This window comes from Variovorax sp. AB1(2024), from assembly GCF_037482385.2.
Lineage (GTDB): Bacteria > Pseudomonadota > Gammaproteobacteria > Burkholderiales > Burkholderiaceae_C > Variovorax.
On record NZ_JBBHKP020000001.1, the window covers coordinates 3,136,674 to 3,152,012 of the forward strand.

The following is a 15,339-nucleotide window of genomic DNA, read 5'->3' on the forward strand; positions in this document are numbered from 1 at the left end:
AACCGGGACAATCGCAAAACCCACCGACAGACTCGGCCCACGCCTGAAAATTCCCCGCATGCTCCCACAAACCCGCTACACCCGAACCGCGATCGCCTTGCACTGGGTCATCGCATTGCTCATGGCCGTCAACATCGCGCTGATCCTGCTGGTCGACCGCTACCCCGACGACTGGGTGCGCCCGGCGGTCGACACCCACAAATCGATCGGCATCACGGTGCTGGGGCTGGTCATCCTGCGAATCCTCTGGCGCTTCACGCACAAGCCGCCCGCCATGCCGGGCTCCTACGGCGCGTTCGAGCGCTTCGCCGCGCACGCGGCCCACGGCGTGCTGTACCTGCTGATGGTGCTGCTGCCGCTGTCGGGCTGGATGCACGACTCGGCCTGGAAGGACGCCGGCACCCACCCGATGTACCTGTTCGGCCTGTTCGAGTGGCCGCGCATCGGCTGGATCATGGCCATCGAGCCCACCCTCAAGGAAACCTGGCACACCGTGCTGGGCGGGGTGCACGCCTGGGCCGGCTATGTGCTGTACGCGATGTTCGGGCTGCACGTGCTGGGCGCGCTGAAGCACCAGTTCCTGGACGGCGAGCGCGAGCTGCAGCGCATGTGGCCGGGAGCACGCGGATGAGCGGCGGCATGAACGAAGAAGAACAGGAAGCGCGCGCAGCCATCGCGCGCGTCGATGCGCTTTCCACCCATCACGACCCGGTTCACGGCGGCGTGCGCGTGCGCTGGCGCCGCTTCGGCAGCGACACCAGCCGGCCGCCGCTCGTGCTGCTGCACGGCGGCCATGGCAGCTGGATGCACTGGCTGCGCAACGCCGAGGCGCTGTCGGCCGGCCGCACGCTGTGGCTGCCCGACATGCCGGGCTTCAACGAATCCGACGCGCCGCCGCGCGTGCCACCCGGCGAAGACTCGCTGCCGCCCTTGCTCGATGCGCTCGGCGGCACGCTCGACCAGCTGATCGGCGCGGGCACGCCCATCGACCTGGGCGGTTTTTCCTTCGGCGGGCTGACGGCGGCGCGCTTTGCCGTGCGGCGCGGCGCCATTCGCCGGCTTGCGCTGGTGGGCAGCGGCGGCCACGGCACGCTGCGGCGCATGACGGTCGAGATGATCAACTGGCGCTCCGCGCCCGACCGCGAACGCGAGCGCGCCGCGCTGCTGCACAACCTGGCCGCGCTGATGCTGCACGACAAGGCCGCCATCGACGCGCTGGCCTTCGAGATCCACGACATTTCCTGCCACGGCACGCGTTTTCGCAGCAAGGAGGTGTCGCTTTCGGGCGGCCTGCAGCAGGCCATCGACACGCTGGGCGTGCCCACGCTGCTGCTGTGGGGCGAGTTCGACGTCACCGCCGATCCGCGCCCGCTGGTGGCGCGGCTGGTGGCCGAAGGCCCGGGGCGCGAGGGCGCGGTGATCGACGGCGCCGGGCACTGGGCGCAGTACGAGCGCGCCGACGAGGTCAATGCGCGCTTGCTGCAGTTCCTGGCCTGACGCTTCCCGAGCGCGTCACTGCTGCTGCTTCACCAGCCCCAGCTTGCGGATGATGTCGCCCCACTGGTCGTAGGTGGCGCGTGTCAGCTCGGCCAGCTGTTGCGGGCTCGACGACTCGGCCTCGTAGGCGCCCTGGCGGAAGAAGTCGCGCGTGGCCGGCATCGCCAGCACCTGCGCGAGCGCGGCGTTGAGCTTTTCGACCACCGGCGCCGGCATGCGCGCCGGCCCGTAGAAGCCGAGCCAGCTGGGCATGTCCACGCCGCTCACGCCCTGTTCGCCCATGGTGGGCACGTCGGGCAGCATCGGGCTGCGCCTGGGCGCGGCCACCGCCAGCATCCGCACCTTGCCGGTGGCCGTGTTCTGGATGGCGTTGGGCGCGGCGTCGAAGTAGTACTGCACGCGGCCCGCGAGAAAGTCTTTCGCGGCATCGGCGCCGCCCTTGTACGGCACGTGCACCACGTCCAGCCCGGCCTGCCGCGCGAAGGCTTCGCCGTAGATGTGCGACGAAGTGCCGGTGCCGAAGGAGGCGTAGCTCATCTTCCCCGGGTTGGCCTTGATGTACGCCACCAGTTCCTGCACCGTGCGCGCCGGCACGCTCGCATGCACGGTCAGCACCAGCGGGCCGCGCGCGCCGAGCGAGATGGGCGTCAGGTCCTTGAACGGGTCGTAGCGCACCTGCGCCAGCGTCTGCGGGTTCTGCGCCACCACGGAAGACGGCGCGTACATGAAGGTGTAGCCGTCGGGCGCGGCGCGGATCACTTCTTCGGTTGCCAGGATGAAGCTCGCGCCCGGCCGGTTTTCCACGATCACCGGCGTCTGCAGCACTTCGGCCAGCCTGAGCGCGACGAAGCGCGCCTGCGTGTCCGACGCGCCGCCGGCCGCCAGGCCCAGCACGATGCGGATGGGGCGGCCCTTTTGCGGGAACGGCGCGGCGGCGCGGGCGGCCAGCGGTGCCAGTGCCGTGCCGAGGGCGCTGGCCGCGAGCGCGGCGGTGAAGCGGCGGCGATGAAGCATGGTGTGCATGCCGCTCATTGTTTGGCCAGCCCGACCTGCTGCACCATCGCGCCCCAGCGGTCGTAGGTCGAGCGCGTGATGCCGGCGAATTCCTCGGGCGTGGAGGCGCCGGCCTCGTAGCCGCCGCTTCGGTAGAACTCCTGCACCTGCGGCATCGCCAGCACCTTCGTGAGTGCGGCGTTGAGCGTGGCGATCACCGGCGCGGGCATGCGCGCCGGCCCGTAGAAGCCCAGCCAGCTCGGCAGGTCGAGCCCGGCGTAGCCCTGCTCGGCGAAGGTGGGCACGTCGGGCAGTGCCGCGATGCGCGCGCCGGCGGCCACCGCGAGGATCTTCACCTTGCCGGTGGCCGAGGTGATGACGGCCGACGAGGCGGAGTCGAACATGTACTGCACGCGCCCGCCGATCAGGTCCTTGGCCGCGTCGGAGCCGCCCTTGTACGGGATGTGCACCGCGTCGATGCCGGTCTTCTTCACGAAGGCCTCGCCGTAGATGTGCGAGGAGGTGCCCGCCCCGAAAGAGGCATAGCTCACCTTGCCCGGATGGGCCTTCACGTAGGCGACCAGTTCCTTCACGTTGTTCACCGGCACGGTGGTGCTCAGCGACAGCACCAGCGGCCCGCGTCCGCCCATCGAGATGGCGGTGAAGTCCTTGAACGGGTCGTAGGGCACCTGGCTGAAGGTGTGCGGGTTCTGGGCCATGGTGGACGAGGGCGCGTACAGAAGCGTGTAGCCGTCGGGCAGGGCGCGCGCCACCTCGTTGGCCGCGAGCATGGTGCTGGCGCCCGGCTTGTTGTCGACGATCACGCTGGTGCCCAGCACTTCGCCGAGCTTCTGCGCCACGATGCGCGCCTGCGCGTCGGTGCCGCCCCCGGCGGTGAAGCCCACCACGATGCGTATCGGCTTGCCGCGCGCCGGAAAGTCCTGCGCCAGGGCCAGGGGCGCCAGGCCCAGGAAGGCCGCGGCACCAAGGGCCGAACTGAAGGCACGGCGCGTGCCCCGAAGTTTCTTCATCGATGTCTCCGTTGGAATGTTTCTTTTATATTGATCTTGAAATCCATAAAAATCCATATCTTCTAGGGAATACCCCAGAAGATGCGCTTTTTGTTTTGACAAAATGGAAAGTGAAATCAAAATACGACGAAACAAGCCAAGCCGAGATCGCATTCATGAAAACTGTCGTACGTACCGACGAGCGCATCCTGACCTCCGACATCTTCGACCGCGACAGCCGCGTCAAGCGGCCTGACCACGGCAGCTGGGCCGAGCCGGGCAAGCGCATTCCCGTCTATCACCGCTGCGGCGTGCTGGTGGTGGGCGGCGGCCCGTCGGGTACGGCGGCTGCGGCCGCCGCCGCCCGCGCGGGCGCCGACGTCGCGCTGCTGGAGCGCTACAACCACCTGGGCGGCCTGTCGACCGGTGGCCTCGTCATCTGGATCGACCGCATGACCGACTGGGAAGGCCAGCTGGTGATCCGCGGCTTTGCCGAAGAGCTGTTCGACCGACTGCCGGCCGACGCCATCGCCGGCCCGGTGCGCGAGGACTGGGGCTCTCAGGACGCCGCCAAGGCCGCGCACTGGTCGCAGCGCACGGCGGCCTACCACGGCGTGGTCACCTGGTCGCCCACCATCGACCCCGAGCGGCTCAAGCTGCTCTCGCAGGAAATCGTGCTGGAGCGCAAGGTCAAGCTCATCTATCACTCGTGGGCCGCCATTCCCATCGTGCAGGACGGCGCCGTGAAGGGCGTGGTGTTCGAGAGCAAGGAAGGCCGCATGGCCATCATGGCCGACGTGGTGGTCGACGCCACCGGCGACGGCGACCTGTTCGCCCGCGCCGGCGCCGACTACGTGAACGACATCGAGGAGGCCGACGTGCACCACTGCATGAACACCTCGTGGCTGTTCGGCGGCGTGGACATGAACCGCTGGATCGAGTTCAAGGCCGGCCAGCCCGAGGCATTCACCGCCTTCATGGCGGGCGGGCGCGAGCAGTGCGGCCTGTTCGAGCGGCCCTTCGTCTCGTGGCGCAACGACGTGGCGCTGTTCATGGGGCCGCGCCAGTCGGGCTATTCGGCGCTCGACGTGGACGACCTCACCGCCGTGGAAGTGCGCTCGCACCGCGCCATGGCCGCGCACCTGGACTACTTCCGCGCCCATGCGCCGGGCTTCGAGAACGCCTACCTGATGCTGAGCGCACCGCAGATCGGCGTGCGCCACGCCCGGCGCCTCGTCGGCGTGGGCTCCGTGCTGCGCAGCCAGTGGCCCGACGGCGTGCCGCTGGCGGACGAGATCGGCGTGTCGCCCGCGGTGTCGCCGAAATTCCCGAACATCTCCATTCCCTACGGCGCGCTGGTGCCTCAGAAGCTCGACGGCCTGCTGGCCTGCGGACGCCACATTTCCTGCGACCGCAACTCGCACGGCTTCATGCGCGAGATTCCGCAATGCTGGATCACCGGGCAGGCCGCGGGCGCGGCGGCGGCGCTGGCATCGCGCGGCGGCATCGCGCCGCGCTTCGTCGACGTGGGAGCGCTGCAGGCCGAGTTGCTGAACCAGGGCGTGTACCTGCGCGCCGGGGCGGGGCAGGCGGCGGCAGCGTCGCCCGCGGCGGCCGAGGCCGGCGTGTGAGCCAGCGGCCATGAGCCCGAAAGCCCTCTCTTCGCAAGCCTCTACATTGGAGAGTCCTGAGAAGAGTCTTGCAAAGGGTCCCTCCATGTCCACTGAAAAAAACGACACCTCCTTTTCCGCGGCCGAGCCGGCCGATGCGCGCGGCGAGCGTTCCGACACGGTGAGCGCACTGGAGCGCGGCATCTCGGTGCTGCGCTGCTTCAGCGAAGAACGCCCGGTGCTGGGCCATGCCGACATCGCACGCATCACCGGCATTCCGCGTCCCACCGTCAACCGGCTGGTCGCCACGCTGCTTTCGCTGGGCATGCTCAAGGCGGCGCAGGCCCCCGACCGCTTCATGCTCGGGCCTGGGGTGGTGTCGCTGTCGCGGGTGTTCCTCGGCAGCCTCGACGTGCGCGCCGCCGCGCGGCCCAGCATGCAGGCAATGGCGGAGGAGGTCGGCGCCTCGGTCTACCTGGCCGTGCGAGACGGCATGGAGATGGTGCTGATCGAAGCCTGCCGCCCGCGCTCGTCGATGCTCTCGGCGCGGCTCGACGTCGGCTCGCGCGCGCCGCTGGCCAACTCGGCGCTGGGCCGCTCGTACCTCTCGGCATTGCCCGAGGCGCAGCGCAACCAGCTGGTCGATTCGATGCGACTGCTGCGCGGCCCCGAGTGGGACAGCATCGCGCCCAGCATGAACCGCGCCATCGGCGAGTCGAAGCGGCTGGGCTACTGCCTGTCGCTCGGCGAATTCCACCGCGAGATCAACTCGGTGTCGGTGCCCCTCATCGGGCCCGACGGCGAGGTGATGGCGCTCAACGGCGGCGGCGCCGCCTTCGTCTTCACCGAAGACCGGCTGCGCAACGAACTTGCGCCGCGCCTGCACGACATCGCGCTGAGCATTGCGCGCGACATCGGCGGCCACGTACCCACGCCCTCGCCGGGTTAGCAGCCCGGCCGGGGTTCATTCCCCATGACGACAGAAGAACGGAGACACAGGCCATGCACCTGAGCGATGAAGAAAAAGCCATGTACGACGGCCGCGACGGCCCGGCCGTGCAGAAGGCGATGGACCTGCTGATGCGCTACGGCGAAGCGCTGGGCGCCGAGCGGCTGGTGGAGACGCGCAACGTGTGCGCCACCATCACGTCGACCACGCCCTTCCAGCGCGACTTCGCGCTCGCCAAGGGCGGCGGCATGGATGCGGTGTTCTCCGAGTTCAGCCTCGACAGCCAGGAGACGGTCGAGATTCCGAAATTCAAGGTCTTCACCAGCCACCTGCAACTGGGCTTCGACCCCGGCCAGCCCGAGCGCATGGGCGTGAGCGAGGAGATCGTCCAGTTCTACAACAAGAGCGAGCGGCACGCCGCCGGCCTGGGTGCGCAGATCATGAACACCTGCACGCCGTACCAGGTCGGCAACATCCCGACGCGCGGCGAGCACTGCGCATGGATGGAGTCGTCCGCCGTGGTGTATTGCAATTCGGTGCTGGGCGCGCGCACCAACACCGAAGGCCGCGAGAGCACCGGCGCCGCCATGCTCACCGGCCGCATTCCTTACTGGGGCTACCACCTCGACGAGAACCGCCGGGCCACGCACGTGGTCGAGCTCGACATCGAGGTCGAATCGGTGCAGGACTGGGGCCTGCTGGGCTACTACATCGGCGAGCATGTGCAGGAACGCGTGCCGGTGGTGCACAGCCGGCGCGGAATTTCGCGGGTGCCGAACCTGCCGCGGCTCAAGCACTTCGGCGCGGCGGCCTCGTCTTCGGGCGGCGTGGAGATGTATCACATCGCGGGCGTCACGCCCGAGGCGCTGACGCTGGAACAGGCGCTCGGCGCAAAGGCACCCGTCGAGGTGCTGCGCTACGGCGAGGCCGAGCGCCGCGCCACCTACGAGAAGATCAACACCACGGGCAAGGACGCCGAGGTGCAGTACGTGATGCTGGGCTGCCCGCACTACACCATCGAGCAGATCTGGGAGGCCGCGCAGCTCATCGAAGGGCGCAAGGTGCATCCCGATTGCGAGCTGTGGATCTTCACGCCGCGCGCCATCAAGTCGCTGGCCGACCGCAACGGCTACACCAAGATCATCGAGGACGCGGGCGGCATCATCATGAGCGACAGCTGCTCCGCCATGAGCCGCGCCGTGCCCAAGGGCACGAAGACCGTGGCGCTCGACTCGGCCAAGCAGGCCCACTACCTGCCCGCCATCCTCGGCGTGCAGGCCTGGTTCGGCAGCACGGCCGAATGCATCGACGCGGCCTGCACCGGCCGCTGGAACGGAGGCTACGCATGAGCGCCGCAGTCGTCACCGGACAAACCATCGTCATCCGCGGCCGCAAGGTGGTGGGCGGCGTGGCCGAAGGCGAGGCGCTGGTCACGCGCGACCGCATTTCCGGCTGGGGCGGTATCGATCCGCGCACCGGCACCGTCGTCGAGACCCGGCACGAGCTGCGCGGCCAGAGCTTCGCCGGCAAGGTGCTGGTGTTTCCGGGGGCCAAGGGCTCGTCGGGCTGGTCGGCCATGTTCCACATGACGCGGCTCATGAACTCGGCCCCCGCAGCGTTCCTGTTCAACGAGATGACGACCAAGATGGCGCTGGGCGCCGTGGTCACGCACGCGCCTTCGATGACCGATTTCGAGCGCGACCCGCTCGAATGCATCGAAACCGGCGACCGGGTGCGCGTGGACGCCGACCGCGGCGTGATCGAGATCACGAAGAAGAAGGCCGGAGGTGCCGCATGACCCGTCCCCTGCGCAGCAACTTCCCGCGCGGCTCCTACCTGTGGTCGGTGCGCAATGCGCACTGGCGCGCGCTCGGCATTCCGGAAGAGGACTGCGAGAAGCCCAAGATCGCCATCGTCAACAGCTCCTCGGAGCTGGCGGCCTGCTTCAGCCACCTCGACCGCGTGGCGGTGGAAGTAAAGGCCGCCATCCGCGCCGCGGGCGGCGTGCCCTTCGAGATCCGCACCGCCGCGCCCAGCGACTTCATCACCGGTGCCGGCGCACGCGGCGCCTACATGCTGGCCGCGCGCGACCTCGTCACCAACGACATCGAGGTGGCCGTCGAGGGCGCGCAGCTCGACGGCATGGTCTGCCTCACTTCCTGCGACAAGACGGTGCCGGGCCAGCTCATGGCGGCCGCGCGGCTGAACATCCCGACGCTGCTGGTGCCCTGCGGCTACCAGCCCAGCGGCGAGTACCGGGGCCATCACATGGACATCGAGGAAGTGTTCATCGGCGCGATGCATGCCGTCACCGGCAATCTTCCGGTCGAGGAACTGGTGGGCATGAGCCGCGAGGCGATTCGCGGGCCCGGTGTGTGCTCGGGCCTGGGCACGGCCAACTCGATGCACATCGTGTGCGAGGCGCTCGGCCTGGCCTTGCCGGGCAGCGCACCGGTGGCCGCGCTCAGCCCGAAGATGATGGCCGACGTGCGCGCGGCGGGCACGCGCATCGTGCAGATGGTGCTGGACGACCTGAAGCCGCGCGACATCCTCACGCCCGGTGCCTTTGCCAACGCGGTGCGCGCCGTGCTGTCCATCGGCGGCTCGCTCAACACCGCCAAGCACCTGCAGGCGGTCGCCACCGAAGGGGAGTGCGGCGTCGACGTCTACGGCCTCTTCGAAAGCCTCGGTCCCACGACGCCCGTGCTGGCAGGCGTGCGGCCCATCGGAAGCGATTCCATCGAGGCCTTCGAGGCGGCGGGCGGTTGCCGCGCGCTGATGAAGCAGCTCGAGCCGCTGCTCGATACCACCGCGCCGACCGTCACCGGCGGCACCGTGGCAGACAACCTGCGCAACATCGAAGTCGCCGACGCCGAGGTGATCCGCCCCATCGGCCGGCCGGTCGCGCCGCTGCCGGCCATCGTGCTCCTGCGCGGCAACCTCGCGCCGGAGTCCGGGCTCATCAAGACCGGCATCATGGAGCGCAAGGTGCGGCGCTTCACCGGCCCGGCCGTGTGCTTCTGGACTTCGGACGCGGCCATCGGCGCGCTGAAGAAGGGCGAGATCGTGCCGGGCCAGGTGGTCGTGATGCGCGGTGCCGGCGCCTGCGGCGGCCCGGCCATGGGGGGCGGCGCGTCGCGCGTGGTCTTCGCCATCGACGGTGCCGGGCTGGGCGACCAGGTGGCGCTTCTCACCGACGGCCATCTCTCGGGCCTGGTCTGCAAGGGGCTGGTGGTGGCCGAGGTGTCGCCGGAAGCCGCGCTGGGCGGCCCGCTCGCACTGGTGCGCGACGGCGACACGATCACCATCGACCTCGATGCGCGCCGCCTCGACATCGCGCTGACCGACGCCGAACTCCAGGCCCGCCGCGCCGACTGGCAGCCCCCGCCGCCGGTGCATGACACCGGCTGGCTGCAGCAGTACCGGCGCAACGTGGGGCCGCTTTCCAAGGGCGCCGTGCTCGTTCGCACCGAGCGCCCCGAGCCCGCGGGCTAGGCTTCTTCGAACCCGGCCTTCCCAACCGGTGCGGACACCCGTCCGCATCCGGTGGCGCAGCCCTGCGCGCGTCGCGTCCGTTCCGAGTTTTTCAACCCAAGAAAAGAAGCAGGAGACAGGAAACCATGAAGAGATTCTTGATGTGGTCGGCGCTGGGGCTGGCCGGCAGCGGCGCGGCGCATGCGCAATCCAGCGTCACGATGTTCGGCGTGATGGACCTCGGCATCCAGTACACCAAGGGTGCCGGCAACGGCTCGGTGAAGGCACTGTCGAACGGCGGCCTTTCCACCAGCCGCATCGGCTTTCGCGGCACCGAGGACCTGGGCGGCGGCCTGCGCGCGGGCTTCTGGCTCGAAGGCAGCCTGAACCCCGACACCGGCACCGGCCGGCCGAGCAACAGCAACAACCAGACCAGCGGCGCGGGCACGGCGGGGCCGATCACCTTCGACCGAATGTCCTTTGTGAGCATCTCGTCGGACACGCTGGGCGAGCTCCGGCTGGGGCACGACTTCATTCCCACGCACTACAACAGCATCTACTTCGACCCCTTCAACGCCAACGGCGTGGCGCGCGCGGGCAACCTCACGTTTGCGGGCGCGGGCACCGGGCCGCTGCCCACGGCCATCACCGGCAGCAACACCGTGAGCTACTGGCTGCCGCCCAAGCTCGGCGGCCTCTACGGCATGGCGATGGTGGGCACCGGCGAGAACGACTCCACCGCGGCGAACCGCGACGACGGCAACTTCGCCGGCGCGCGCCTGGGCTTCGCCTCCGGCGCGTTCGACATTGCAGCGGCGGTCACGCGATCGCATTTCAATTCGACCGCCACCATCGGCAACTACACGCACGCCAACATCGGCGGCTCGTGGGACGCGGGCTTCGCGAAGTTCTTCGCGCTCTACAACATGGTGCGCGTGAAGATCGTGGCCGGCACGGTGCGCAAGAACACCGCCGAGATCGGCGTGCACATCCCGGCCTTCGAGGTCGGGCGCATCCGCATCAGCTACGCCTACCTGGACGACCGCAGCGACGACAGCGTGCGCAACGCCGACGGCACGCCGCGCAACCGCGACGATGCGCGGCAGTTCGGCATCGGCTACGTGCACAACCTCTCGAAGCGCACCGCGCTCTACGGCACCTACGCGAGGCTGATGAACGGCGGCCAGGCGCGCTACGTGGTCAGCGGCGGCCTGGCGCCGGCGGCCGGGCAGCGTTCGACCGGGTGGGAATTCGGCGTACGCCATCTCTTCTGAAACAGGAGTCCGTCATGCAACGCAGAACCCTGACCCTGGCGGCCGTATCGGCGTTTGCCGCAACCGCGCTGCCCGGCACCGCCGCATGGGGCGCCGAGGCGTATCCGAGCAAGCCGCTGCGGCTGATCGTCGGCTTTGCCGCGGGCGGCGGCGCCGACTCGCTCACGCGCATCATCGCGGAGGGGCTGGCCAAGCAGCTCGGCCAGCAGGTGATCGTGGAGAACCGTCCCGGTGCCGACGGCGTGCTCGCCGCGCAGGCGACCTCGTCGGCCAGGCCCGACGGCTACACGCTGCTCATGGGCACCAACACCGCGATGGTGGCCGCGCCCACGCTGCGGCCCACGCCGCCCTACGACCCGTTCAAGGCTTTCACGCCGATCAGCTCGGCCGGGCAGTTCTCGATGTTCCTGGTGGTGCCGGCCAGCCTGCCGGTGAAGAGCGTGAACGAGCTGCTCGCGCTGGTTGCGGCCAAGCCCGGCGCGCTCAACTCCGCATCGAGCAACAGTGCCTCGGAACTCGCGATGCTGCAGCTGCTGGGCGAGCGCAAGGTGGTCAACGCACGCTACAAGGGCGACATGCAGGCCATGACCGACCTGCTGGGCGGGCAGATCCACATGATGTTCACCACCGGCACGCTGGCGCCGGGCTTCGTGAAGGAAGGGCGCATCCGCGCGCTGGTGACGCTGCTGCCGCAGCGCAGCGGCCTCTTGCCCGACGTGCCCACCGGCGGCGAGCTGGGGCTGGGCAAGCTCACCATCACGCCGTGGGCCGGCTTCTTCGGGCCGCCGGGCTTGCCGCAGGCCGTTGCCGACAGGCTCTCGCAGGAGCTGCAGAACACCCTCAAGCGGCCCGAGGTGCATGCCCAGCTGGTGCAGCAGGGCTTCGAGGGCTACGGCATGAGCCCTGCCAGGTTCACCGAGTTCTTCCGCACGCAGTACGACGCCTTCGGCGCCACCGTGCGCGAGCACAACGTCAAGTTCGAATAGCGTCGGCCTCGCGGCGCCAGAACGCGGCATCGGGAAAGGTGCCGCTGCCTGCCGCCGCGTTGTCCGCCATGTGCTCGGCGCGGCTCGTGCCCGGGATCACGCAGGTCACGGCCGGGTGGCTCAGCACGAACTTCAGCAGCACCTGCGCCCAGCTCGTGCAGCCGATCTCGCCGGCCCACGGCGGCAGCGATTTGTCGCGCAGGCGGCGCAGCAGGCCGCCGCCGCCGAATGGCAGGTTGACGATCACCGCCACGCCGCGCTCGGCCGCCAGCGGCAGCAGGCGCTGTTCCGCCTCGCGGGCGTCGAGCGAGTAGTTGATCTGCAGGAAGTCGAGCTTCTCCGCCTTCAGCACCGCTTCCACCTCGCCGTAGGCCGAGGCGGTGTAGTGCGTGATGCCGATGTAGCGCACGCGGCCCTTGTCCTTCCAGCCGCGCAGCGTGGCCAGGTGGATGCGCCAGTCGACGAGGTTGTGCACCTGCATCAGGTCCATGCGCTGCGTGCGCAGCCGCGCGAACGACTGCTCCATCTGCGCGATGCCGGCCTCGCGGCCCGAGGTCCAGACCTTGGTGGCGAGGAAGGCCTTGTCGCGCTGGCCCGAAGCCGCCAGCAGCTCGCCGGTGGTTTCCTCGGAGCGGCCGTACATCGGCGAGCTGTCGATCACCGTGCCGCCGGCCGCGAACAGCGCATCGAGCACGCCGGGCAGGCGCTTGTATTCCTCGGTGCCGGGGCGCTGGTCGAAGCCGATCCAGGTGCCGCAGCCGATGACGGGCAGGGCTTCGCGGGTGGAGGGAATGGGGCGGGTGTTCATGGCGGGCTTGATGGCGGGCATGGGCGGTCGTTGCGCGAGGGCGGGCAGCATGGCGCCGGCGCACAGCGCAACGCCTGTGCGCAGCAGCTCGGCGCGGGTGATGGGGAAATCCTTCAGGGGCGGCATCGACGGCCAGTATCCGGCGGAAGGCGCCGCACGCAAGCTTGCGGCCTGTGCTCCAATCCGGCTTTTCGCCGCCTCACATTCATCATGGGAATGCCACTCTCGCTGCTTCGCATGCCTTCGCTGGACCTGGTGCGGGGCTTCGTGGCGGTAGGCCGGCGCATGAGCATCTCGCTCGCGGCGCAAGACCTCTGCCTCACGCAGTCGGCGGTGAGCAAGCAGGTGCATGCGCTGGAAACGCTGCTCGGCGTGAAACTGCTGGTGCGCGGCCACCGCTCGATCGCCTTCACGGCCGAAGGCGAGCGGCTCTTTCGCAGCGCCGACGGCGCGGTGCAGCAACTGCAGGACGTGATGGGCGGCATCCGCCAGTCCGGCGAGCAGCGACCCGTGACGCTGAGCGCGAGCATCGGCATGACGGGGCTGTGGCTGCTGCCGCGGCTGGGCAATGTGCAGAAGCTGCATCCGGGCGTCGACGTGCGCGTGTCGTCCAACAACCGCCTGGCCGACATGCGCAACGACGGCATCGACCTTGCCATCCGCTACACGACGCCCGCGCTCGCGCCGGCCGGGGCGGTGCGGCTCTTCGGGGAAACCGTGGCACCGGTGGCGCACCCTTCGCTCGGGCTGGCGTCGCTGGCGTCGGCGCAGGCGCTGTCGCAGCTTTGCCTGCTGGCCTTCGACGATCCGCAGCACCCGTGGCTGCAATGGAGCGACTGGCTCGCGGCGGTGGGCTGGGCCGATGCGAAGCCGCGCGCCGTGCTGCACTTCAACCAGTACGACCAGTTGATCCAGGCGGCGCTGGCCGGCCAGGGCGTGGCGCTGGGGCGGCTGGAACTGATCCAGCCGCTGCTCGACGACCGGCGGCTGGTGCGCGTGGCCGCGCCCGCGCCGGCGCAGCCTTCGGGCCATGCCTACTGGCTGATCCACGCCGACGAGGCGCCGCGCGAAGACGTGCGCCACGTGGCCGAATGGCTGATGGACGAGGCCCGGCAGTCGTCAGGGCACTGAGGGCATCGCCTCGCAATACGCGATCGCCTCGTCGAGGCGGTCGTTGCCCCAGAACATCTCGCTGCCGGCAAAGAAGGTCGGTGCGCCGAAGATGCCTTTCTCCGCGGCCATCTCGGTCTGGCGCCGCAGCCGCAGCTTGTTGGCGTCGGAAAGCGCTTCTTCGAGGATGCGGTGCGCCGGCAGGCCCAGTCCGGCGAGCAGGTCGCGCATGGCCTGCGGCGAATCGATGTCGCTGTCTTCGGCGAAGTTCATCGTCATGGTGCGGCGGCAGAACTCGCCCATCCACGGCTGCGTGGCACCCATCAGCGCAATGCGCAGCGGCAGCACGGCCGGGCGCGGAAAGCGCGTTGGCTGCCGCCACGGCAGGCCATGCTTGCGGCACTGGCGGGCCATGTCCTTCCACGTGTAGTCGCCTTTCTCCTTCTGCAAAACGAAGGGCGACGTCTCCCAGCCGAAGGATCGGAAGATCGGCCCCAGCAGGAAGGGCTGCCAGCGGATGCCGATGCCGTGCGCGGCCGCCTCCTGCTCCACGCGCATCACGCTGAGGTAGCTGTAGTTGCTGCCGAAGTCGAACCAGAAGTCGAGCGTGTTCATTCGAACACCACCAGGCAGCGGGCCTCGATGCTCTCGCGCAGCGGCGCGTCGGCGGGCGCCTCGGGGTGGTCGAAGGCGGCATGCGGCGTGTAGCGAGAGACGCCGCTGAGCTGCGAGTCGTACTGCTTGAACACCAGCGCCTCGTGCCGGTCCATCGCGGAAAAGTAAGACCAGCGGTGCGAGGGCGAATGCGTCGCGAGGTAGATCTCGCCGGTGCGGCGCGGATAGCGCACCTCGGCGTCGACCAGGTCCCAGGCCATCACCGAGCGGGCATCGCACACGGCGAGCGGCGTGTCGAGCACCGGCCCCCTTATCGAACGCCAGACATTGACGATGCAATAGCGCCGCACGGCCGCGGCTTCCTCGGGGTCGGGCAGCACCAGGGACAGCCGGCGACGGCCAGATTCCTCGGTGTAGTCGTTGTGGATGCGGCCGTTGGCGGCGGCCCGGCCGTCGGTCGCGCGGCGGCCGAAGCTCAGGGCGGCGCGGTCGGCTTCGCGCCTGCGCACCAGGTGGTCGAAGACATGGGCACGCGTGCCGCCCGTGACGGCGAGTGCCAGTTCGGCCACCTCGCGATGGTAGATGGCCGTGACCTCCGCGTCGTCGAGGAAGTCGCGCACGGCCGTGGGCGCGTCGCGCAGCACGAAGCCTTCGCGCTCGATGTCGGGTGGCGCTGCGGCTGCGCGCGCATCCGCGATGGGCATGGGGCGCAGTTCGTAGCTGCCGCTTTCCCAGGGCGTGTCGGGCGGCGGCTGGAAGGTGTAGCTGACGGGGCGCAGGGCGGACGGCTGGAGGTAGTTCAGGCCTGCGGTGACGGCTGTGACGGCTGTGCTGGGGGTGGTCATGCGGTGCTCCTGTTGGACGGCTCCATTGGAGCGAAGCGGCAGCCCCGGCTCAAACGACTTCTGGGCGCCTTCGCATGAGCAGTGGGAATATGAAAATCCCCGTGACGAAGAAAAACAGCTTTTTTCCCGCAGCCCATGGAATACTGTATAAAAATACAGTTAACAGTC

Annotated in this window: 15 protein-coding genes; 10 read left to right on the forward strand and 5 right to left on the reverse strand. The window is 69.3% G+C overall.

The features are described 5' to 3' along the window. The first annotated feature begins 58 nt into the window (after positions 1 to 58). Both WIX39_RS14595 and WIX39_RS14600 read left to right on the forward strand, forming a co-directional pair. Positions 59 to 631, forward strand: a complete 573-nt coding sequence (locus WIX39_RS14595) for a cytochrome b (protein ID WP_106934902.1) — start codon at positions 59 to 61, stop codon at positions 629 to 631. Between the two features lie 8 nt (positions 632 to 639). After that, the gene (locus WIX39_RS14600; protein ID WP_409195293.1) at positions 640 to 1,497 is read left to right on the forward strand and encodes an alpha/beta fold hydrolase; all 858 of its coding nucleotides are present in this window, start codon (positions 640 to 642) and stop codon (positions 1,495 to 1,497) included. Between the two features lie 15 nt (positions 1,498 to 1,512). Here WIX39_RS14600 and WIX39_RS14605 read toward each other — a convergent pair whose 3' ends face one another. After that, positions 1,513 to 2,529 carry a Bug family tripartite tricarboxylate transporter substrate binding protein gene (locus WIX39_RS14605; RefSeq protein WP_081266716.1) on the reverse strand — a complete coding sequence of 339 codons (1,017 nt, stop codon included), beginning with the start codon at positions 2,527 to 2,529 and terminating at the stop codon, positions 1,513 to 1,515. Next, entirely contained in the window at positions 2,526 to 3,521 is a 996-nt protein-coding gene (locus tag WIX39_RS14610) for a Bug family tripartite tricarboxylate transporter substrate binding protein (protein ID WP_081266717.1), read from the reverse strand. Before WIX39_RS14610 ends, WIX39_RS14605 begins: the two co-directional genes overlap by 4 nt. Positions 3,522 to 3,676: 155 nt before the next feature. On the opposite strand from WIX39_RS14610, the gene WIX39_RS14615 reads away from it, so the two are divergent. From WIX39_RS14615 to WIX39_RS14645, 7 genes are all read left to right on the forward strand, one after another. Continuing rightward, entirely contained in the window at positions 3,677 to 5,131 is a 1,455-nt protein-coding gene (locus WIX39_RS14615; protein ID WP_409195294.1) for an FAD-dependent oxidoreductase, read from the forward strand. An 85-nt stretch (positions 5,132 to 5,216) separates the two neighbouring features. Then, positions 5,217 to 6,059 (forward strand): IclR family transcriptional regulator, encoded by an 843-nt coding sequence (locus WIX39_RS14620; protein ID WP_106934898.1) that lies wholly within the window; start codon positions 5,217 to 5,219, stop codon positions 6,057 to 6,059. A 53-nt stretch (positions 6,060 to 6,112) separates the two neighbouring features. Beyond that, entirely contained in the window at positions 6,113 to 7,408 is a 1,296-nt protein-coding gene (locus tag WIX39_RS14625; RefSeq protein WP_409195295.1) for an aconitase X, read from the forward strand. Beyond that, positions 7,405 to 7,857: an aconitase X swivel domain-containing protein gene (locus WIX39_RS14630; RefSeq protein WP_081266720.1), complete on the forward strand. Its 453-nt coding sequence runs from the start codon at positions 7,405 to 7,407 to the stop codon at positions 7,855 to 7,857. Before WIX39_RS14625 ends, WIX39_RS14630 begins: the two co-directional genes overlap by 4 nt. After that, a complete protein-coding gene (locus tag WIX39_RS14635; protein WP_106934895.1) occupies positions 7,854 to 9,554 on the forward strand; it encodes a dihydroxy-acid dehydratase in 1,701 nt (566 codons plus the stop codon). Before WIX39_RS14630 ends, WIX39_RS14635 begins: the two co-directional genes overlap by 4 nt. A gap of 125 nt (positions 9,555 to 9,679) precedes the next feature. Then, complete coding sequence (locus tag WIX39_RS14640) at positions 9,680 to 10,807, forward strand: porin (RefSeq protein WP_409195296.1); 1,128 nt, start codon at positions 9,680 to 9,682, stop codon at positions 10,805 to 10,807. Between the two features lie 14 nt (positions 10,808 to 10,821). After that, entirely contained in the window at positions 10,822 to 11,793 is a 972-nt protein-coding gene (locus WIX39_RS14645) for a Bug family tripartite tricarboxylate transporter substrate binding protein (protein WP_409195297.1), read from the forward strand. On the opposite strand, the gene WIX39_RS14650 is transcribed toward WIX39_RS14645, so the two are convergent. Continuing rightward, on the reverse strand, positions 11,780 to 12,703 hold the full coding sequence (locus WIX39_RS14650; protein ID WP_409196344.1) for an aldo/keto reductase: 924 nt from the start codon (positions 12,701 to 12,703) through the stop codon (positions 11,780 to 11,782). The genes WIX39_RS14645 and WIX39_RS14650 overlap by 14 nt on opposite strands. A 114-nt stretch (positions 12,704 to 12,817) precedes the next feature. On the opposite strand from WIX39_RS14650, the gene WIX39_RS14655 reads away from it, so the two are divergent. Beyond that, a complete protein-coding gene (locus WIX39_RS14655) occupies positions 12,818 to 13,732 on the forward strand; it encodes a LysR substrate-binding domain-containing protein (RefSeq protein WP_081266724.1) in 915 nt (304 codons plus the stop codon). On the opposite strand, the gene WIX39_RS14660 is transcribed toward WIX39_RS14655, so the two are convergent. Both WIX39_RS14660 and WIX39_RS14665 read right to left on the reverse strand, forming a co-directional pair. Continuing rightward, a complete protein-coding gene (locus tag WIX39_RS14660; protein WP_106934892.1) occupies positions 13,721 to 14,326 on the reverse strand; it encodes a 2-hydroxychromene-2-carboxylate isomerase in 606 nt (201 codons plus the stop codon). The two genes, WIX39_RS14655 and WIX39_RS14660, sit on opposite strands and share 12 nt — an antisense overlap. Next, a complete protein-coding gene (locus tag WIX39_RS14665; protein ID WP_409195298.1) occupies positions 14,323 to 15,171 on the reverse strand; it encodes a CmcJ/NvfI family oxidoreductase in 849 nt (282 codons plus the stop codon). Before WIX39_RS14665 ends, WIX39_RS14660 begins: the two co-directional genes overlap by 4 nt. Positions 15,172 to 15,339: the final 168 nt, after the last annotated feature.